Raw genomic sequence first — 19,536 nt, 5'->3', positions numbered from 1 at the left:
AGGAAGGTGATGGCGTGGTAGAAAGGAATATAATAATCGGAAGGGCCGGAGGGACAGCCGGAAGGAATTCCGTAAACTACAAGGTCTGCCTTCCTGCCGAAATGGTGAGGGTGCTTGGCATAACGCCGGAAGAGCGTGAGGTCGTCCTGTATATGGACGAGGACCGGATCATAATAGAGAAGAAGAGGAGATGATAGGTTGAGAAGAAGCCATGAAGGACTAAGCGGAATCACGAAGGACAATTATGCGGGAATTCCAGAGGAACTGAAGGAATTCAACTATTATTATAACGATATGGAAACCGGCCATGTGATTATGGCAATACCAGAATGCCTGCTTTCAGAGGCAGAGGATAATGGAGATCTTGACATGTACGAATGCCCGTTCCCATGCAGATACGTGCTGGAAAAAGGGTATCGGATGCATAAGGGGCATGTGATCTGTGATGGAGAATATGATATGAGCCTTGGATTGATGATTGGGGAGGAATGGTTCGAGGTATAAATAGCGGCCTATCCTGTTCAAGCTGGATAGGCCGTTTCGATCTAGTGAAATAAATCCATCCTTTTAAGATGTTCCTTCATTTCCTTGCATTCGTCTGTGACTATATAGCGGAATTCGTCTATCTCGATTTCCTTATCTGGGTCAAAATAATCTTTCCCATCATCCTCCTGAGAGAGTTTATACAAACTTAATACAGATCCATAGGTATAAGTATTGCAATCAAGCAGCTTGTCATAGATAAGCCGTCCGGGCTTGAATGCATAGCAGTACTTATATCCTACCTCTTCTCCGCATTCCCAATTTTCCTCCCAACTTATATCGCGCTTTTCATAACGCATTTCCGTGATGACTTCATAATCATTATATTCCTCAGCGTTTAGGGATGATAATGCTATGGGGTTTCTTTTCATCCCATAAATCCTGTTTATAATAGTATCTATTTCGCTCATTTTTGTTCCTCCTTCATTTTCCTTTCCTTGTAATTACATTATAAACTATAGCGCCCTATATTTCAACTGACAAGTCTACTAAAATTAGCGCACTAATTTAGTGCATTATGCATATAGTGCACTAATGTGTTGCATGTTATACTTTATAAAGAAGAAAGGAAGGAAGGTGGGAAAATGGCCTACAATGAAAAGCAGAAAGAGTATACAATGAACTACCTGGATAAATTAAAGGAGATAAGGTTTCGCGTAAAGCCAGAAGAATTCGAGCGATACGAAAAGGCTGCAAAAAAAGCCGGATATCCAAGCATGAGACAATTCTATTTGGATGCGATCAATGAAAAAATTGAGAGAATTTCAAATTAGTGCGCTAATGCTATTGACATATAGCGCGCTATAGTATATAATAAAGATAGTTAAGAGAGGCAAGCAACACTTAACAATATCGGAAAGGAGTTTCATGGAAGATATGAAAGAATTTGTGGCATATTTAAGAAGGCTAAAAAGAGACTTGGACAAATTAAATGAATTGCTGGAGAGAAGGGGATATAGAGACGGCTAAGAAGGAGTTAAAAGAACTCCGAGAAGATACACAAAAAGATATAGAGAGAAGCAAAGGAGGGCGGGCTTGCCACCGCTCCCCTACAATAATAGCACATAATAAAAAAATTGAAAAGAGGTATGAATATGAAAAAGTTAAATGAGATATTGAGTAATTGTACTATAAAAGCATACGGATTTCAGGCATTAAAAGATTATGCCGAGAACTCCAACAGATACAGAAGAAAAGAAATAGTATCTTCGTTATCTCCGGCGATAATGGCAGAAATGGGGATCATGAAATATTATGCGCCGGTACTTCCGAGAGGAATGGTATTTAATACCTCTGAGGACTTATTTAACGCCGATTTAGATGTTAATAAGTTGATTGTGCAGTGGGAAGATAAGGAGGAAGACAAGGAGGAAATCATTGTATCTAGACACAATGGGACAATTGAAATCCTCAAGGTTATGTATCCCAATGCTACAGTTTTTACTGGAAACATTAACCCGGAAGACATTGAAGATAAATTTGTAATTGGAACATTGCCACCTCATTTAATCCAATATGCTTCTGCATATCAGGCAGTAACAATTAACAATTTTGATTACTGCAAGGACGGGGATTTAAAAGGAAAAGAATTACAGGAGCGGCTTCATATTTCGAGTCCAATAAGTGTTCTTGTATTCCAAGAACAAGATAAAACTGTTAAATTTGATACCATAGCAAAAATAACGGAGGAGGAAAGAAAAGAAATAACAAAAATCATTGATAAAATCTATGATAGAAATAAGAACAAAATAGAAAAATATCTAAAATATAGAAAAATCCTTGATGCATCCTATGTAGAGTTGGATGCATATACCAAAAATCCTCTTTTTGTTTCGGATGTTATTGAGAAAATCAATAGTGTCTATAAATTAACGGGAAGAGAAGAGCCGTTTAAAGAAATTGGAGAAATTCTTAAGACGGAAACGCTCAAAGCGCGGAATTATGTAACTTCCCACAAAATAGAACCAGAAATATTAGAACTATACGAAAACTGGAAAAATAATGGAGATAAAAGTGACGGCATTGGTGGAATAAACTTTATTTTAGAATATTTCCAAGGCGTCATAAAAGATGAAGAGATTGAATTATTATCTCGGTATATTTCTGAAAAAAAATGTAACTAAATAGAAATTTTCTATTTAGTTGACCAATAAAAATTATATACAACACGAAATGCAACACGGATTTCACAAGCCAAGTAAATACGCTATGTTTACGGTATTTTCAACTGGTTCGAATCCTGTTACCCCGACTTTCAAAAGGCATAACTTCTATAACTGGAAGTTATGCCTTTTTTCGCTTTATAGGAAAGTTCTCCTTTCGGAGAACTTGGGGACTAAAATAGCCCGCTCAAAAGCGGGCATAGTGAATCAGACGGTTTGGATTAAAAGATGTAAAAGCCCTCTTCACCAAAATCGTCATCATCAAGGTTATCAAATTCATGTAAGAAATAATCCATATCCAGAAGTTCGTCGTCACTCATGTCATGGACTTCTTTAGAAGTCATACCTTCTGGTGGATTTTTAATGTACTGTTCCCTTAGTTCCTTTGCGAGTTCTGCTTCTGTTATACGTTTCATAGTGTGGCCTCCGTTCTTAAGATATATTGAGTTTATCATGAGAAAAGAGGTTTTGGAAGATATGAAAACGAGGCAGGCGAACGACATCTATGTTTTTGCATAGCCTTTTCGTATAATTCATGCAAAGGAACAGGATTATGATTAAAATATAGTTCTAAAAATAGCATGGTTTTTCCACAGTTCGGACATTTTAAAGGATCGTAACCAAAAGAATGTAAGATTGAATCACGCCACCTATTGAGTGAAAGAAAAAAGTTATGTTTTTCTCTGGAAATGGCTTTTCGTAAAAAATTGTCAGAATTACGGTGACGAGCGTAAATACCATAATAGCGAATCATTTTAAAATGTTTTTCAGGGATGTGTTGTGTTAAGCGGTCAATGAATTCCAAAACAGGAACAGTTTCTGTAATAAGTTTATTGTCTTCATGACGGTTGTAATGGAAGGTGACAAAATCACCATCGTAAGAATCAATGCGAGAAGTAGCAATAACAGGTCTGCCAAGATAACGACCGATATATTTGATAACCTGAGAAGGATTACACTTGTTAGGCATGGCGCGAACATAAAAACCATTTTTATCTTTTGCATAGATAGCAGATTTTACTTTTTTGAAAGCTGGACCTATTTTTTGATGGAGTTCATTTAAAAGAGCAGTTTGGAACGCATCACGTAAAAAATGATAGTTAAAATGTTTGAAGTGTCGCCAGGAAAGAGTATTACCAACACCACCTTCAGAAACAAGGCAGTGAATGTGAGGATTCCATTTTAAATCTCTGCCAAAGGTATGAAGGACGCAAATAAATCCAGGAGTAAATAATTCAGATTTATTTTCTTTATGGAACATACGAGAAATCACGCTGTTGACTGCCGAAAAAAGGCAGTTAAGAAGAGAACGGTCTTTAAGAAAAAAAGGCCGCAAAGAATCATCAATGGTAAAAACACAATGCCGATGTTGTACATCAATAATCTTAAAAGACATAGCAGTAGTTCTGTCAATGGAATACATGTTACCACAAGTTGGACAGAAGCGAGAATGACAACGAAAAGCAGTAAATTTGAAATTACCACAATTGGGACAAATATACATGGCGCCACCATAAGATGGATCGCCACAATGAATCATTTTTTCTACATTCTCAACAATAGCATCACGAGGATGTTGAAGATAAATCATTTCTTCATAATGTTCGATAAAAATTTTTTGTAAGATATTCATAAGACCATTATGAAGCAAAATGAAGCAAAAAGAAACCCCTATCCCTCATGATTGAGGGGCAGGGGAGTTGAAGTGTCGAAGACACTATTTTTATTTGTCGCCAGCAAATGGCATCAAAAAAAGGAAAACACGTTAGGAATTAGATTGTATAAATTTTCCTTTTTCCGGGTAAGATATATGGGAAGAATGAAATCGATGTATGGTAACGGCTATGGGCTGGATACATATATAAGTAATGAGAGAAAGGAGTATTCCACATGAGCCAGGTAATCATTCAATTCAAAAACCCGGATGAAGTAGTAGAATTTACAAATACAGTAGAACGCTTCCCATATAGCATGGATATTCTGCGAGGCAGCAACTCGGTGGCAGATGCCAAATCCCTGCTGGGGATTATTGCGCTAGGTCTGGGCAATCGGTTGAAACTGCGAATATACAGTGAAGACTGCGATGAGGTGCTTAAAGAGATCAGCAAGTATATCGTGGCGGCATAGCCAGAGGATGAATCAGAAGGCAGGGCGAGTGGCCCTGCCTTCTTTATATGGGGCGGTTTTCGGCATCCAGCGTGTAGAACTTTATGGAGAGATGCCTTTCCTCCAGTAGTTTTGCAAAGACATCCATAAAAATGCCGGGCCTGTACGCCTTATCTAACTGGCAGGGGGCATCCTTGCCTCCAAGCTCGCCGCCCCAGTCTCCGTCGTAGGTATAGTCTACTCCGCAGCTGGGACTGCCATTGATGCCGTAGACGCCCAGAATGTCATAGCGGTCCGGATAGGCTGCGTATTCCTCCAGCTGCATGACGATCGGCAGTAGCATATTCCTGGCCTCCTGACGAAAATGCGGCGTATCGAACTGGGAAGCGGCGTGTCCCCAGCGGTTGCATCCATATAGGATGAATTCCGGGCAGGGCAGCTGGAGAACTTCAATTCCCTGTTCTAATAATTCCTTCAGGAATGACCGCTTTTTTGTCCTTTCCTGCTCCATATCCGCAGCGTCCTGATTGCGGAGCTTGGCGGCATCATTTAGAAAGCAATGGCTGACTATAACAATTTTCTGTTTCATGGGATACTCCTTATAACACATGAATGTGCTGGCTGATTTTCATTTATCGACAGGACTATTGTACCAGTTCTTGAACCGGAAAGGCTATAGAAAAATATAATATAGTTCCCTATCTATTATAAATAATGATTGGAAAACTATGAGACCAGCTGATACGATTACAGCGTAGCAATGAAATAAACAAAGGAATGAGGAATCACTATGAACAAAGAAATTTCTAACACAATGAAACTTATGATGTGCGGGCTTGCAATCGCCATTAATATTGTCCTTGGGATTGTAATGGCAATGATCAAGTTCCCGGTCTACCTGGATACCATCGGCACGATCTTCATCGCCATATATTTCGGCCCATGGTATGGCGCTGCGGTTGGAGGTCTTACTAATTTCCTGACCGCGATCTTAAATGGAATGACGGATATGCCATTTATGCTGGTAAATATCGCGATCGGCCTGGTTATCGGATTTATTTTCCGCAAGGCGAGGTTTACGCTTGTCAATGTAGTGATCGCGGGAATCGCGATTGGAATTATCGCTCCGATTATTGGAACGCCGATTGGAATCGCCGTATATGGAGGACTTACGGGAACGATTTCCGATGTGGCGGTTGTCTGGCTTAAGCAGAGCGGTGCAAGCATATTTGCCGCTTCTTTCCTTCCAAAACTTGCCAATAACCTGGTAGATAAGATCGGTTCATGCCTGATCATCTATCTTCTTATTAAGTCCATGCCGGCGACATTGAAACCAGCCTGCATGCTGCAGAGAAAAGCAAAAGCATAGTGCCCCTGCGCAGTTCAAATCCAACATTGCATTTTCTATAGAAAGATACTATAATTTTCTTATGTTTCACAATAGTATTTTTCAAAAAAGCAGAGGTATAGACGATGAAGAAAAGAGTTGTAGTTGCACTAGGACACCGTGCCCTTGGCACCACCCTGCCAGAGCAGAAGGAAGCGGTAAAGAAGACATCAAAGATAATCGCAGATCTGATCATGAATGGCTGCCAGGTGGCAATCACACATAGCAATGCGCCCCAGGTAGGAATGATCCATACGGCTATGAATGAATTTGGCAAGGCGCATCAGGACTACACGGCAGCTCCTATGTCCGTATGCTCTGCCATGAGCCAGGGATACATTGGATATGACTTGCAGAATGGTATCCGGGAGGAACTTCTGAACCGCGGGATATACAGGACGGTCAGTACGATTCTTACCCAGGTGATCGTAGATCCTTATGATGAGGCATTCTATACGCCGACGAAAGTGCTGGGGCGCTATATGAATGCAGAAGAAGCCAATGAAGAGCGTAAGAAAGGCAATTATGTGGTGGAAGAGCCAGGAAAGGGATTCCGCCGCATCGTATCTGCGCCAAATCCGGTCAGCATTGTAGAGATTGATGCCATCAAAGCGCTTCTGGATGCAGATCAGATCGTTGTGGCCTGCGGAGGAGGAGGAATTCCGGTACTAAAGCAGGACAATCATCTAAAAGGCGCCAGCGCAGTCATCGAGAAGGATCTGACGGCCGGCAAGCTTGCGGAAGAGGTGGATGCGGACGAATTGCTCATCCTGACCAGCGTTGAAAAGGTCAAGATCAATATGGGAAGGCCGCAGGAAGAGGAACTGGGCGAGATTACCATAGAACAGGCCAGACAGTATATGGAAGAAGGCCATTTCGGCGAGTACAATATGCTTCCAAAGTTCAGCGCGTCTGTAGCGTTTATAGAGAAGCGTGAAGGAAGAAGGGCGTTGATTACATCCTTTGATAAATTGGAGGATGCGCTCAAAGGCAGAACCGGTACCATTATAAAATAATGGACACGAGTAGAATTGGAAAAATAGGGCATACTACTTGAAAAATGCAAGGAGGAATGAACTATGAAAGCCAGAGTCAATGAAGGCTGTATCTCATGCGGGGCTTGCGTAGCAGCCTGCCCGGAAGTGTTCCGGTTTAATGATGACGGTGTTGCTGAAGCATATGCGGATGTGGCGCCTGAGTATGAAAGCGCGGCAACGGAGGCAAGGGACAGTTGTCCTGTATCCGTAATTGATATTGAAGAATAGGAAATCTGCCGGAGATGCAGCATATCTATGCTGCATCTCCGGTTTTTCGTGCGGAACTATTGACAAAGAGTACAAAATATAATATTATTGTACTAGTTTACTAGTACAATGAAACTATGTGACAAGGATGATGTGAGGAGAGAGCAATGATTGAGATTAAGCATTTAACCAAGGTGTATAAGCTGAATAAAAAGCAGATGGCTGAATCCAAAACAAAGAATCCGCTGAAGACAGCGGTGGATGATCTGAGCCTGAAGGCAGAAGAAGGGGAGATCTATGGGCTTTTGGGTCCCAACGGCGCGGGAAAGACTACGACTCTCAGGTGTATTGCCACATTGATAAAGCCTACCAAGGGAGAGATCTATGTGAATAGCCACGAGGTTCAGAAGGAACCGGAGTCTGTGCGCGAAAGTATCGGATTCTTGACCAGTGATATCAAGCTGGATGAGCAGTTTGATGTAGACTACATGTTCGGATTCTTCGGAAGGCTGCACAATATACCGAAAGACAGGCTGGAAAAGCGTAAGGAAGAACTGTTTTCCTATTTTGGAATTCAGGATTTCGCCCATAAGAAGATTAAGGAACTGTCTACAGGCATGAAGCAGAAGGCAGCCATTGCGGTCAGCCTGGTTCATGACCCGGATATCGTAATATTTGACGAGCCTACCAATGGCCTGGACATCGTTACGGCAAGAAGCGTGACAGATTATTTGAAGAAATTAAGAGATGATGGCAAACTGGTGATCGTCTCTACGCATATCATGTCGGAAGCAGAGAAACTTTGCGACAGGATTGGCATTATCATTGACGGGTATAAGGTTGCGGAAGGAACGCTAGAGCAGCTTCTGGAACAGACCAATGCGGCAGACTTGGAGGACGCGTTCTTCGAGTTCTACAAGTCAAAGAAGGGGGATGAGTAAGATGAGCGGAATCAAGCAGATATTTAACAAGGAGATGGCCAGGATATTCAAAGACAAGAAGATGGTATTCTCCGTATTTCTACTTCCGGTGCTGATTATGGTGGTCATCCTGTCTATTGTAAATGGGCTGGCATCCAATATGGAGGATGATATCGAATCCCATGTAGCGCAGGTCTACATAATGAATAAGCCGGAGACGCTGAATGATATCCTGGATGCCTCGGGGGCGAAGTTCAAGTTAAAGGACATTGACAGCGCGAAGGAAATGAAGCAGGCTAAGAAAGAGATTCTGGAAGGGGAAGCGGATCTGATCGTGGAATTCCCGGATAACTTCCGGCAGGAGGTAGAAGACTATCGGGAGGGCAGCAAGATTCCTCAGGTCAAGACATACCAGAATCCGTCCGAAGATTATTCCAGGGCAGCAGCAGACAATATGGACGCGGCGCTGGAGGCCTACCGGCAGTTCCTGCTGTCCCAGAGGGTGAGCGATATGGAGCAGCTGACCGTATTCCAGATAAATTCAGACAATGATGAAATGTACATCCAGGATGAGAAGAAGGCCAGCGGCAAGGCAATCGGAACGATGCTCCCATATTTTATTACGATTCTTCTCTTTGCGGGGGCAATGGGAATCGGAACGGATATGATCGCGGGAGAAAAGGAGAGGGGGACTATGGCCAGCCTTCTGGTATCTCCGATCAAGAGAAGTTCCATCGTACTTGGCAAGGTATTCTCCCTGATGACGGTATCCGGCATTTCCTCATTGATCTATGTGATCGCCATGGTGATATGCGCTCCGATCATGATGGGTTATATGGGAGGCCTTGATAAGTTGAGCATCAGCTTAAGCCCGCAGCAGGGAATCATGCTCGGTGCGATGCTGGTAGCGCTTTCCTTCCTGTATTCCAGCATTATTGCGCTGATTTCCGTGTTTGCCAAGTCTACCAAGGAGGCAAGCACGTACGTGATGCCGGCGTATATGCTGGTTTTGATCGTAGGGCTGTTCACCATGTTTACGTCAGGAGAACCCAGCCAGACGACCTATTTCATCCCATTTTACAATAATGCGCTGGTGCTACAGGGAATCTTAAGCCAGGAGGTCACCATGTTCCAGTATGGAGTAACGCTGGCTGAAACGCTGGCGGTAGGCGCAATCCTTCTTGGCGTCATTGTAAAGGCGTTTGAAAGCGAAAAAGTAATGTCCGCATAAGGCAAGAGGCAGAGGTTCCGCATATACTATGTAGTAAGTAGTATATGCGGATTTTTATATTGGTCCCATATGGATAAAAGGAGGTGCCGGCATGCGCCTGTGCGAACTTGAGAATAAAGAAGTGATTAATGCGTGCGACTGTAAGAAACTTGGATATGTTGTAGACCTGATCATCGATGAGTGCAAAGGATGCATCGAGGCCCTGGTCATTCCCAAGGGCGGAAAACTATGCGGCTTCTTCAGCGATGGGGCGGAATATATTATCCCATACAAATGCATCCGGAAGATTGGACCGGATATAATCCTTGTGGAAATCCATGAGGAGGGATGACCGAAAAAAGAATCAAAAGAGATTTGACTTCTGAATATCGAGCAGATATACTATATGTATTAAGAAAAGAAAGGATCAAGTCGAGATGAAGTGCCCATATTGTAATCATCCAGATACCAGAGTTATTGATTCCAGGCCGGCGGAAGATGGCAACTCCATACGCAGGCGCCGATCATGCGATGTGTGCGGCAAGAGGTTTACGACCTACGAGAAGGTGGAGACGATTCCACTGATTATCATTAAGAAGGATAATAACCGGGAGCAGTATAATAGAAAGAAGATTGAGAATGGGGTTCTGCGCGCCTGCTATAAGAGGCCGGTATCTGCAGAAGACATCCAGCGTTCCATTGACGGCATAGAGACGAAGATATTCAGCCTGGAAGCAAAGGAGATTCCAAGCAGCACAATAGGCGAGATCGTCATGGAAGAGTTAAAAGGGCTGGATGAGGTTGCATATGTAAGATTTGCATCCGTATACAGAGAGTTTAAGGACGTGAATACCTTTATGGATGAGTTGAAAAAGATATTGAAGTAGAATGTAAGAAGGTATTTGCTAAGCGGGCCATAAAGTGATAGAATAAAAGGGAGAAGCAAAAAAGAGTCGGTTTGCTTCTTCCTTTTTCTTACATAATTTTGGTGAAACAGAAGATGCTGATAAAGAATACGATTTTTAGATTGGGTGAGATATATGAGAACGTACAAATTAACCATTGCTTATGATGGGAGCAGATATCAGGGGTGGCAGCGCCAGGCCACGACGGACAATACGATCCAGTTCGTGCTGGAGTGGAGCATCGGCAAATTAGTGGGATACCGCGTGCATGTGGATGGCTCCGGCAGGACGGACGCGGGCGTACATGCCCGTGGCCAGGTTGCAAGCGTAAAACTTTCCAAACTCTATGATACAAAGGAACTGAAGGATTCGCTGAACCGCTACCTTCCGGAGGATATCCGGATTGTAAAAGTAGAACTTGTAAAGAACGGATTTCATGCCCGCAAGAGCGCAAAAGGGAAAAAATATGAGTATTATATTGACTGCCGGGAGAAGCCGGATGTATTCTCGCGCCGCTACTGCTACCATTATCCGGAGAAGCTGGATATCGAGGCAATGAGGGACGCGGTACAGTATCTCATCGGACCTAAGAATTTTACCAGTTTTACTGATGATAAGGAGTGCAAAGATCCGATCCGCCGTATTATTAATATCAAGATTGTCAGCACCGGCGAGAAGGTAAGGATCACCTATTATGGGACAGGCTTTCTCTACCATATGGTGCGTATCCTGACGGGAACTTTGCTGGAAATCGGTACCGGGAAGAGGGATGCATCCATGCTGCCGGTGGTAATCGCGGCAGAAGACAGGTGCCTTGCAGGTTTCCTTGCTCCTGCAAGGGGCCTTTTCCTGCGTAAAGTGTATTATTAATAGAGAGCATACTATATATATTGGAGGAAGATAGATGAAGTTTGTTTCATGGAATGTAAATGGAATCCGGGCCTGCGTACAGAAAGGCTTTATGGAGTTCTTTCAGGAGGCTGATGCGGATATTTTCTGCATTCAGGAATCGAAGATGCAGGAAGGCCAGCTGGAACTGGAGACTCCGGGATATCACCAGTACTGGAACTACGCGAAGAAGAAAGGGTATTCAGGAACCGCCATATTCACAAAGCAGGAGCCCATATCCGTATCTTACGGAATTGGAATCGAAGAACATGACCAGGAAGGCCGCGTGATCACCCTGGAATTTGAAGATTATTATTTTATTACAGTATATACGCCTAACTCTCAGAATGAACTGGCAAGGCTTCCCTATCGTATGCAGTGGGAGGATGACTTCCTTGCATATCTGAAGAAGTTAGAAGAAGCGAAGCCGGTGATCTTCTGCGGGGACCTGAATGTGGCCCACAAGGAGATTGACCTTAAGAATCCCAAGACAAACCGCAAGAATGCCGGATTTACAGATGAAGAGCGGGCTAAGTTCACCTCGCTGGTAGATGCCGGGTTCATTGATACGTTCCGGTATTTTTATCCGGATGCACAAGGGATCTATTCCTGGTGGTCTTACCGCTTCAGCGCCAGGGCCAAGAACGCAGGCTGGCGTATCGACTATTTCTGTGTATCAGAATCACTGGAGGAGAGGCTGGTGGATGCGAAGATCCTGACGGATGTAATGGGGTCTGACCACTGTCCGATCGTATTGGAAATGAAATAAATGAGAAAGCCGACATCTAAAGCGATGCCGGCTTTCTTAAACTCATATAAATTTTACAGATACCCGCCGTCAACCCCGATTACCTGCCCCGTCATATAAGGAGAAGCATTGGCGATATCCCAGATGATGCTTGCCACTTCATCGGTGGTACCGAATCTTCCCATTGGAATCTCTTCCTCCAGATCTTTTCGTTCCTCCCTGGTAAGCCTCTGATTCATGGCCGTATCAATGACTCCGCAGGCCACGGCATTTACCTGGATATTGCTGGGAGCCAGTTCCTTGGCGAGCGCCTTGGTAAGACCGTTTACCCCTGCCTTGGAGGCAGAATACGCAGCTTCGCAGGAGGCGCCGGAGGTTCCCCACATGGAAGATACATTGATGATCTTGCCGGACTTCCTGGCTACCATAGGAGGGATGGCGTGTCGGCAGCAGTAGAAGACGGAAGACAGGTTCGTCTGAATGATATGTTCCCACTCCGAATTGCTCATATCTGTCAGCAGTCCGATATAAGAGACGCCGGCATTGTTGATCAGTACATCCAGATAACTGCATGTGCTGTAGATGTGCCGGAATATCTGATCCGTCTCTTCCGGCTTTCCCACATTGCCAAGCACGATATCACAGGAGCCATGATAGGAAGTCTCTATGGTATGCTTTACCTTGTTCAGATCAGAAACGGAAGTACAGCAGTTCAGAAAAACATGATACCCTCTCGCTGCGAAATACAAGGCAGTGCTTTTTCCAATTCCCCTGGAAGCACCTGTAACCAGAACCGTTTTTTTATTCATCTATATTGCCCCCTGTCCGAGATTCTAAAATAATTATAAAAATTCCCTTTTTCTACTTATCATTATATACCAGAATCATTGCTAATTAAAGTTCCAAGTGATATGATTTACATATGAGCCGCCATGCATATTTCGGGCGGCAATAAAAGTATAGGCGAGAAAGTATAGGCGAGAAAGTAAAGACGAGAAAGAGGACGAGTATGTTATCAAAATTCAGTGTAAAAAGACCTTACACAGTAGTGGTGGGAGTGGTTCTGATTATTATCCTGGGAGTAGTCTCATTCGGCAATATGACGCTGGATCTGCTTCCCAGCATGAACCTTCCATACGCGATAGTAATGACTACCTATACCGGCGCAAGCCCGGAAGAGGTGGAAGAAGTCGTAACCAAGCCAGTCGAGCAGACAATGGCTGCGGTCAGCAATATCAAGACAATTCAGTCAATATCTAATGAAAATGCATCTACGGTCATATTGGAGTTCGAACAGACGACGAACATGGACTCCGTCACCATAGAGATGAGAGAAAGCCTGGATCAGATCCAAGGATTCTGGCCGGATGCAGTTTCCAATCCCATTATCATGAAATTAAATCCTGATATGATGCCTGTACTGATTGCTGCGGTCAGTGCCGGGGGAAATAATGCGGCCGAAACCAGCAAAGTGATCAAGGAAGAGGTAATTCCAGAAGTAGAAAGCGTAGAAGGGGTGGCTTCTGTGGCTGCTTCTGGAAGCATAGAGAATACGGTGGAGATTACCGTCAACGAGCAGAAGGTTACGGAATTAAATGATGATATCAAGGCAGAACTGGAAAAAAAGATAAATGATGCCAAATCGGCCCTGGATGAGGCCAAGGCGCAGGTGGAAAGCGGAAAGGCAGCCCTGGCGGCAGGTACCTCCCAGGCATCTCAGGGACTTGCCCAGGCGGAGTCCCGGATATCTGCCAAAAGCGAGGAGATTAAGCAGGCCCAACTGGAGATCACGGAAAAAATGGCAGAACTGAACGTGACCGATACCCAGCTTAAGCAGAGCCTCGCCACGGTACAGGCGGCAAAGGCAGCAGCTCAGGCTCAGCTGACACAGCTGGAGACGGCAAAAGCAAGTTACGACCAGATCATTGCAGCATTACAGAGCCCGGATCTTACTACAGATCAAAGAGAAGCATTGGAGGCGCAGAAGAACGAACTACAGCCAATCATTGATTCTTACGACACGAGTCATTCTACCTTGGAAACTACCGCCCAGCAGTTGACGCAGCAGGAAGCAGCGATTCAGCAAGGACTTGATCAGGTGGCGGCAGGAAAGGGGCAGTTGGAGTCCATCCAGGATCAGGTAAATAACGGGGCTATGACGCTGGCGCAGGCCAGAGGCCGGCTGGCATCCGGCCAGCTGGAGGCGGCTGTAGGCATCGGGGAAGGAACAGCCCAGCTGGCAGCAGGAGAAGCGGCAATCCAGATGCAGGAAGCGCAGATGGAGTCGGCGCAAAGCCAGGCAGCAGGAAGCGCGGATGTAAGCAGCATCCTGTCGGCGGATATGGTCAAGACGATTCTGGCCGCGGAGAACTTCAGCATGCCTGCGGGGTATGTGACGGAGGGGGGAATTGATTACCTGGTCCGCGTCGGCGACAAGTTCAAGAGCATTGAAGACATCAAGGATCTTGTGCTGATAGACATGGAAGGCATCGATCCTGTCAAACTGTCGGATATTGCGAATGTGGAACTGGTGAATAATTCGGATGAGACGTACGCGAAGATTAACGGCAAGCCCGGAGTCATGCTAAGCGTTCAGAAACAGACCGGGTACTCTACCGGAGATGTAAGCAAGCGAGTGCTCGAGAAACTGGATCGTTTAAAGAAGGATAACGCAGAAATCAAGACGGTAACGCTGATGGATCAGGGCGTATACATTGACCTTATCGTCCATTCCGTATTGCAGAACCTGATCTTTGGAGCCATATTGGCGGTGATTATCCTGCTGGTATTCTTAAAGAGCCTCCGTCCTACATTTGTTATTGCGTGCTCCATCCCGATCAGTATCATGACAGCGCTGGTTGCCATGTATTTCTCAGGGGTAACCCTGAACATCATATCCTTATCAGGGCTTGCGCTGGGTGTCGGGATGCTGGTGGATAACTCTATCGTCGTAATTGAGAATATATACCGCATGAGGAATGAAGAGGGCGCTTCCGCCAAAGAAGCGGCCATAGAAGGAGCAAGACAGGTAGGCGGGGCAATCATGGCCTCTACGCTGACGACGGTCTGCGTATTCCTGCCAATCGTGTTTACCAGTGGAATCACCAGACAGCTGTTTGTAGACATGGGGCTTACCATCGCATACTCGCTTCTGGCCAGTCTGGCTGTGGCTCTGACCCTGGTTCCTATGATGTCCGCGGGATTGCTGAAGAAGACGGAAGATAAGGAGTCAAAAATATTCGCCAAGATCAGGCAGGGATATGGCAAACTGCTTGAAAAGGCGCTGCATAAGAAGTTTCTGGTACTGCTGGGGGCTCTGGCGCTGTTCATAGCAAGCATTGCATTGGCCCTGTCAAGGGGAACAGAATTCATGCCTCAGATGGAGAGCAACCAGATCGCTATGACGCTTAAGACAGAAGAGGGAAGCAGCCTTGACGATACAGCCAAGGTGGCGGATCAGGTAATGGACCGGATTGGAAAGATTGAGGATATCAAGGATATCGGCGGCCTGGTATCTGCATCTGATATGATGGGGACGCAGACGGAATCGAATGTAATTGAATTCTACGCGATCACAAAGGATCATCCGTCCCTGGACAATGGACAGCTTAAGAAAAAGATCGAAAGCGTAACAAAGGATATTGACGGCGAACTTACCGTAAATATGTCCAATATGGATATGAGCGCTCTTGGCAGCTCGGGGATTAACATCCAGATAAAGGGGAAAGACCTGGATAAACTACAGAAAGTAGCAAATGATGTCAAGGGAATCGTAGAGAAGACAAAAGGAACTCAGAATGTACTGGATGGAACAGAAGACAATAACGAGGAACTGCGGGTCGTAGTGGATAAGACAAAGGCAACGCAGCATGGCCTTACGGTGGCTCAAGTATACCAGCAGCTGTATGGAAAACTTGCAGAAGCCCAGACGGCCACCACGTTGGCAACCGATACCAATGATTATGATGTCTATGTACTGGATGATGCCAACGAGAGCCTTAGCAGGGAGGACATCCGCAATCTGACCATCACTGCCGAGAAGCAGGATGGAACATCAGAAGATGTGAAACTGGCCGACATTGCCACATTCGAAGACGCCTGTGGCCTTAGAGCAATCAGCCGGAAAGATCAGAGCCGATTCATGTCGGTTACGGCAGAGATTAAGGATGGGGATAATATCGGCCTGGTCAGCAGCCGGGTGAAGAAGGCGCTGAAATCCTACGACGCCCCGGAAGGATACGAGATAAAGATGACTGGAGAAGATGAGACTATCAACGAGGCGATGATAGAACTCTTTAAGATGCTGGCGCTGGCTATCGTATTTATGTATCTCATCATGGTGGCGCAGTTCCAGTCTCTGCGTTCTCCGTTCATCGTTATGTTTACCGTGCCGCTGGCATTCACAGGAGGCCTTCTTGCCTTATGGATGTCGGGAATGGCAGTCAGCGTAATCGCGATGATTGGGTTTGTAATGCTGTCAGGCATTATAGTCAATAACGGTATTGTATTCATTGACTATACCAACCAGTTGATTGCGGCCGGTATGGAAAAAGAAAAGGCCTTGGTAGAGGCAGGCAAGACCAGGCTCAGACCGATCATCATGACGGCTCTTACAACAATTCTTGGATTGTCAACCATGGCAATCGGCTTCGGAATGGGCTCGGATATGGTGCAGCCTATGGCGGTTGTTACCATTGGCGGATTGATATATGGAACCATATTAACCTTAGTAGTTGTCCCTTGTATCTTTGATCTGTTTCATAAAAAAGAAAAGGCAAGACTTCGTGAAGGTATAGAGGAAATCGAAACCACGTTGGATCAATAATGATAAGAGAGGTACATTATGATTGACAAAGCAATTGAATTTGCAACCAAGGCACACGAAGGACAATTCAGGAAGGGAACCAAGAGGCCATACATTGTGCACCCGGTAGAAGTTGGGGATATCGTGGCGACAATGACCGACGATGAGGAAGTGATCAGCGCCGCTGTGCTGCATGACACGATCGAAGACTGCGAAGGCATTACCCATAGAATTCTGGCCCAGGAATTCTCTGAGCGGGTGGCCTTTATGGTCGCCCAGGAGAGTGAAGATAAGTCCAAGACCTGGATGGAGCGAAAGCGTGCTACCATTGAGCATCTACGCACAGCCTCCAGGGAAGTGCAGATGATTGGATTGGCGGACAAGCTGTCTAATATGAGGGACATTGACAGGGACTATCCCGCAGAAGGGGAAAATCTATGGAACCGTTTTCGAATGAAGGACAAGGAGACCATTGGATGGTATTATAAGGGTATACGGGATGTGCTGGCAGACTCATTTAAAGAGGTACCGGCATTCCTGGAATATTGCAGGCTGATTGCTAAGAATTTTGGCTGAGAGGCAGATAGTTTTCGTTATAAGATAGACAGAAGTGAAACAGGAGTGTGAAGATGATAATCAGTGCAAGCAGAAGGACGGATATCCCGGCTTTATATCCGGAGTGGTTCATTAACCGGCTAAAGGCCGGAGAGGTGCTGGTCCCAAATCCATATAACCGCAAGAAGATAAGCCGTATCCAGCTGTCGCCGGATACGATAGATTGTATTGCCTTTTGGACGAAGAATCCAGAACCTCTGATTCCCTATCTGAGTACGATTGACAAAATGGGATATCCCTATTATTTCCAGATGACGATTACGGATTATGAACAGGATATTGAGGAAAACGTTCCCCGTACTGAAGAGTCTATGGCCACCTTCCTGCTGCTTAGCGAGCGCTTGGGAAAAGAGCGGGTGGACTGGAGGTTTGACCCTCTTCTGCTGACGGAGAAGTATTCCATATCTTATCATCTGGAGCGGTTTGAAATGATGTGCGAGTGGCTTCACAAGGCGACGACCAGATGCATCATAAGTTTTATCGATTCCTATAAGGACAGCCCGTATCTGGAGATGGAGCCGGAGGATATAGTGGGACTGGCGGAAGGACTGGCGCGGATTGGCAAAAAAAATGGCCTGCCGCTCTATACCTGTGCGGAAAAGATGGACTTGAGCAGATTGGGAATTGAGCATGGAGCCTGTATTGACAAAGAAAAGATCCACAATCTGATCGGCTATAAGCTGGATCTTAAGAAAGATGCGGGACAGCGGCGGGAATGCGGCTGTATTGAGAGCATAGATATTGGGATGTATGACACCTGCATCAACGGCTGCAAATATTGCTATGCGACAAGCGGCCTGGAAGGCGCCCGGCGGAGGATGCAGCAGCATAATCCACTTTCGCCGCTGCTGATTGGACAGTTGAAAGGCGATGAGATGATTACGGATCGAGACGTGAAGTCTGACAGGGACAATCAGATTTCTTTGTTCGATTTGCCGGAAATGTATATGAAATTTTAGTGAATATGTAGAAATGACGATGGAAGGGCAGAAACCGGCTGTTAAATACTTGACAACCGGTTTTGCTTTTGATATTTTAGACTAAAGTACAAACTATAGTCTAAAACGGGATACAAAAAAGAGAGGTGGAAAAATGAGCCTGATCACGAGTATACAGAAATACTCTATCCATGACGGAGATGGCATCAGAACAACCGTTTTTTTCAAGGGCTGCCAATTAAGGTGCGTATGGTGCCATAATCCGGAAACCCAGAGTTATAAGAAGCAGATGCTGTATGACGCAGAAAGATGTACAGGATGCAGAAACTGCGAACCAGCCTGTCCGAACCGGGCGATTCGCGGAGAAGAGGGGAAAGTGTTCACGGATATGCGGCTCTGTGACGGATGCGGCACGTGCGTGGATTTTTGTAATCAGAATCTAAGAGAGATCGTAGGAAGAGAATACTCCGTAGATGAATTGGTGAAGGAGTTAAAGAAAGATGAGATGTTCTATGAAGAGTCCGGCGGTGGCGTCACATTATCCGGTGGCGAGGTAATGACAGCGGATATGGACTACGTAGAAGAACTAGCGAAAAAACTTTACCGGCATGGAATCACTGTAACGATTGATACTTGCGGACAGGCGCCATATGAGAACTTTGCCCGGATTCTGCCATATGTGGACACCTTCCTGTATGATATTAAAACGATGGATAGTCAGATACATAAAAAGTATATGGGTGCAGGGAATGAGACGATCCTGTCCAATCTGGAAAGATTAAGCGCGGCGGGCGCAAGAATCTATATCCGGATTCCCACCATCAAGGAGGTTAATGGTACGGATGAGGATATGAAAGCGATGATCAAGTATCTTCAAGAGAAGAATATCCGGGTGGCAAATATTAATCTTCTACCTTATCATAACACCGGTTCAGGGAAGTATGAGAAGATAGGCAGGACATACGATGGAACAGAACTTCATGCACCGGAAAAAGAAGAAATGGAACATTTTGTAGATTTATTTAAGGAATCAGGATTCCACAATATCAAAATAGGAGGCTAGCAG

23 protein-coding genes are annotated in these 19,536 nt (G+C 45.0%); 18 read left to right on the top strand and 5 right to left on the bottom strand.

The features are described 5' to 3' along the window. Window positions 1–14: 14 nt before the first annotated feature. A complete protein-coding gene (locus HDCHBGLK_RS01390; protein WP_004605820.1) occupies window positions 15–194 on the top strand; it encodes a hypothetical protein in 180 nt (59 codons plus the stop codon). A 4-nt stretch (window positions 195–198) separates the two neighbouring features. Beyond that, complete coding sequence (locus tag HDCHBGLK_RS01385; RefSeq protein WP_004605819.1) at window positions 199–504, top strand: hypothetical protein; 306 nt, start codon at window positions 199–201, stop codon at window positions 502–504. 41 nt (window positions 505–545) lie between these two features. Here HDCHBGLK_RS01385 and HDCHBGLK_RS01380 read toward each other — a convergent pair whose 3' ends face one another. Then, entirely contained in the window at window positions 546–953 is a 408-nt protein-coding gene (locus HDCHBGLK_RS01380; RefSeq protein WP_004605818.1) for a hypothetical protein, read from the bottom strand. Between the two features lie 174 nt (window positions 954–1,127). On the opposite strand from HDCHBGLK_RS01380, the gene HDCHBGLK_RS01375 reads away from it, so the two are divergent. Both HDCHBGLK_RS01375 and HDCHBGLK_RS01370 read left to right on the top strand, forming a co-directional pair. Further along, the gene (locus tag HDCHBGLK_RS01375) at window positions 1,128–1,316 is read left to right on the top strand and encodes a hypothetical protein (protein ID WP_050755125.1); all 189 of its coding nucleotides are present in this window, start codon (window positions 1,128–1,130) and stop codon (window positions 1,314–1,316) included. Window positions 1,317–1,637: 321 nt separating this feature from the next. Then, window positions 1,638–2,666, top strand: coding sequence for a hypothetical protein (locus HDCHBGLK_RS01370; protein ID WP_004605815.1), 1,029 nt, complete (start codon window positions 1,638–1,640; stop codon window positions 2,664–2,666). Between the two features lie 260 nt (window positions 2,667–2,926). Here the strand turns inward: HDCHBGLK_RS01370 and HDCHBGLK_RS01365 are convergent, their stop codons facing one another. Together HDCHBGLK_RS01365 and HDCHBGLK_RS01360 are read right to left on the bottom strand one after the other, a co-directional pair. Continuing rightward, window positions 2,927–3,121 (bottom strand): hypothetical protein, encoded by a 195-nt coding sequence (locus HDCHBGLK_RS01365; RefSeq protein WP_004607984.1) that lies wholly within the window; start codon window positions 3,119–3,121, stop codon window positions 2,927–2,929. A 35-nt stretch (window positions 3,122–3,156) separates the two neighbouring features. Beyond that, window positions 3,157–4,338 carry an IS91 family transposase gene (locus HDCHBGLK_RS01360; protein ID WP_039909242.1) on the bottom strand — a complete coding sequence of 394 codons (1,182 nt, stop codon included), beginning with the start codon at window positions 4,336–4,338 and terminating at the stop codon, window positions 3,157–3,159. Between the two features lie 257 nt (window positions 4,339–4,595). On the opposite strand from HDCHBGLK_RS01360, the gene HDCHBGLK_RS01355 reads away from it, so the two are divergent. Beyond that, on the top strand, window positions 4,596–4,832 hold the full coding sequence (locus tag HDCHBGLK_RS01355; RefSeq protein ID WP_004606896.1) for an HPr family phosphocarrier protein: 237 nt from the start codon (window positions 4,596–4,598) through the stop codon (window positions 4,830–4,832). 43 nt (window positions 4,833–4,875) lie between these two features. Here HDCHBGLK_RS01355 and HDCHBGLK_RS01350 read toward each other — a convergent pair whose 3' ends face one another. Beyond that, window positions 4,876–5,400: a CD3072 family TudS-related putative desulfidase gene (locus tag HDCHBGLK_RS01350; RefSeq protein WP_009248824.1), complete on the bottom strand. Its 525-nt coding sequence runs from the start codon at window positions 5,398–5,400 to the stop codon at window positions 4,876–4,878. Window positions 5,401–5,601: 201 nt separating this feature from the next. On the opposite strand from HDCHBGLK_RS01350, the gene HDCHBGLK_RS01345 reads away from it, so the two are divergent. From HDCHBGLK_RS01345 to HDCHBGLK_RS01305, 9 genes are all read left to right on the top strand, one after another. Continuing rightward, the gene (locus tag HDCHBGLK_RS01345; protein ID WP_004606894.1) at window positions 5,602–6,180 is read left to right on the top strand and encodes a CD3073 family putative ECF transporter S component; all 579 of its coding nucleotides are present in this window, start codon (window positions 5,602–5,604) and stop codon (window positions 6,178–6,180) included. Window positions 6,181–6,284: 104 nt separating this feature from the next. Next, window positions 6,285–7,214: a carbamate kinase gene (gene arcC / locus HDCHBGLK_RS01340; protein ID WP_004606893.1), complete on the top strand. Its 930-nt coding sequence runs from the start codon at window positions 6,285–6,287 to the stop codon at window positions 7,212–7,214. A 63-nt stretch (window positions 7,215–7,277) separates the two neighbouring features. After that, window positions 7,278–7,463: a ferredoxin gene (locus tag HDCHBGLK_RS01335; RefSeq protein ID WP_004606892.1), complete on the top strand. Its 186-nt coding sequence runs from the start codon at window positions 7,278–7,280 to the stop codon at window positions 7,461–7,463. Window positions 7,464–7,609: 146 nt separating this feature from the next. After that, complete coding sequence (locus tag HDCHBGLK_RS01330) at window positions 7,610–8,383, top strand: ABC transporter ATP-binding protein (RefSeq protein WP_004606891.1); 774 nt, start codon at window positions 7,610–7,612, stop codon at window positions 8,381–8,383. 1 nt (window position 8,384) lies between these two features. Continuing rightward, window positions 8,385–9,593, top strand: a complete 1,209-nt coding sequence (locus tag HDCHBGLK_RS01325) for an ABC transporter permease (RefSeq protein ID WP_009248823.1) — start codon at window positions 8,385–8,387, stop codon at window positions 9,591–9,593. A 91-nt stretch (window positions 9,594–9,684) separates the two neighbouring features. Continuing rightward, window positions 9,685–9,924 (top strand): PRC-barrel domain-containing protein, encoded by a 240-nt coding sequence (locus tag HDCHBGLK_RS01320; protein ID WP_004606889.1) that lies wholly within the window; start codon window positions 9,685–9,687, stop codon window positions 9,922–9,924. A gap of 85 nt (window positions 9,925–10,009) precedes the next feature. After that, on the top strand, window positions 10,010–10,459 hold the full coding sequence (gene nrdR, locus HDCHBGLK_RS01315) for a transcriptional regulator NrdR (protein ID WP_009248822.1): 450 nt from the start codon (window positions 10,010–10,012) through the stop codon (window positions 10,457–10,459). 153 nt (window positions 10,460–10,612) lie between these two features. Beyond that, entirely contained in the window at window positions 10,613–11,347 is a 735-nt protein-coding gene (truA, locus tag HDCHBGLK_RS01310; RefSeq protein WP_004606887.1) for a tRNA pseudouridine(38-40) synthase TruA, read from the top strand. A 34-nt stretch (window positions 11,348–11,381) separates the two neighbouring features. After that, entirely contained in the window at window positions 11,382–12,134 is a 753-nt protein-coding gene (locus tag HDCHBGLK_RS01305) for an exodeoxyribonuclease III (protein WP_004606886.1), read from the top strand. 53 nt (window positions 12,135–12,187) lie between these two features. Here HDCHBGLK_RS01305 and ymfI read toward each other — a convergent pair whose 3' ends face one another. Next, window positions 12,188–12,922, bottom strand: a complete 735-nt coding sequence (ymfI, locus tag HDCHBGLK_RS01300) for an elongation factor P 5-aminopentanone reductase (RefSeq protein WP_004606885.1) — start codon at window positions 12,920–12,922, stop codon at window positions 12,188–12,190. Between the two features lie 200 nt (window positions 12,923–13,122). Here ymfI and HDCHBGLK_RS01295 point away from each other — a divergent pair, with 200 nt between their 5' ends. The 4 genes from HDCHBGLK_RS01295 to HDCHBGLK_RS01280 all read left to right on the top strand — a co-directional run bounded on the left by HDCHBGLK_RS01295 (window position 13,123) and on the right by HDCHBGLK_RS01280 (window position 19,533). Further along, complete coding sequence (locus HDCHBGLK_RS01295) at window positions 13,123–16,938, top strand: efflux RND transporter permease subunit (protein ID WP_004606884.1); 3,816 nt, start codon at window positions 13,123–13,125, stop codon at window positions 16,936–16,938. Window positions 16,939–16,956: 18 nt separating this feature from the next. Continuing rightward, entirely contained in the window at window positions 16,957–17,493 is a 537-nt protein-coding gene (locus tag HDCHBGLK_RS01290) for an HD domain-containing protein (protein WP_004606883.1), read from the top strand. Between the two features lie 53 nt (window positions 17,494–17,546). Next, entirely contained in the window at window positions 17,547–18,491 is a 945-nt protein-coding gene (locus tag HDCHBGLK_RS01285) for a DUF1848 domain-containing protein (RefSeq protein ID WP_004606882.1), read from the top strand. A gap of 133 nt (window positions 18,492–18,624) precedes the next feature. Next, entirely contained in the window at window positions 18,625–19,533 is a 909-nt protein-coding gene (locus HDCHBGLK_RS01280) for a trans-4-hydroxy-L-proline dehydratase activase (protein ID WP_004606881.1), read from the top strand. The last annotated feature ends 3 nt before the right edge of the window (window positions 19,534–19,536 follow it).

It is taken from the genome of [Clostridium] scindens ATCC 35704 (genome assembly GCF_004295125.1).
Lineage (GTDB): Bacteria > Bacillota > Clostridia > Lachnospirales > Lachnospiraceae > Clostridium_AP > Clostridium_AP scindens.
Note: the sequence above shows the minus strand (reverse complement) of the source record. Positions and strands in the feature narration are given on the sequence as shown.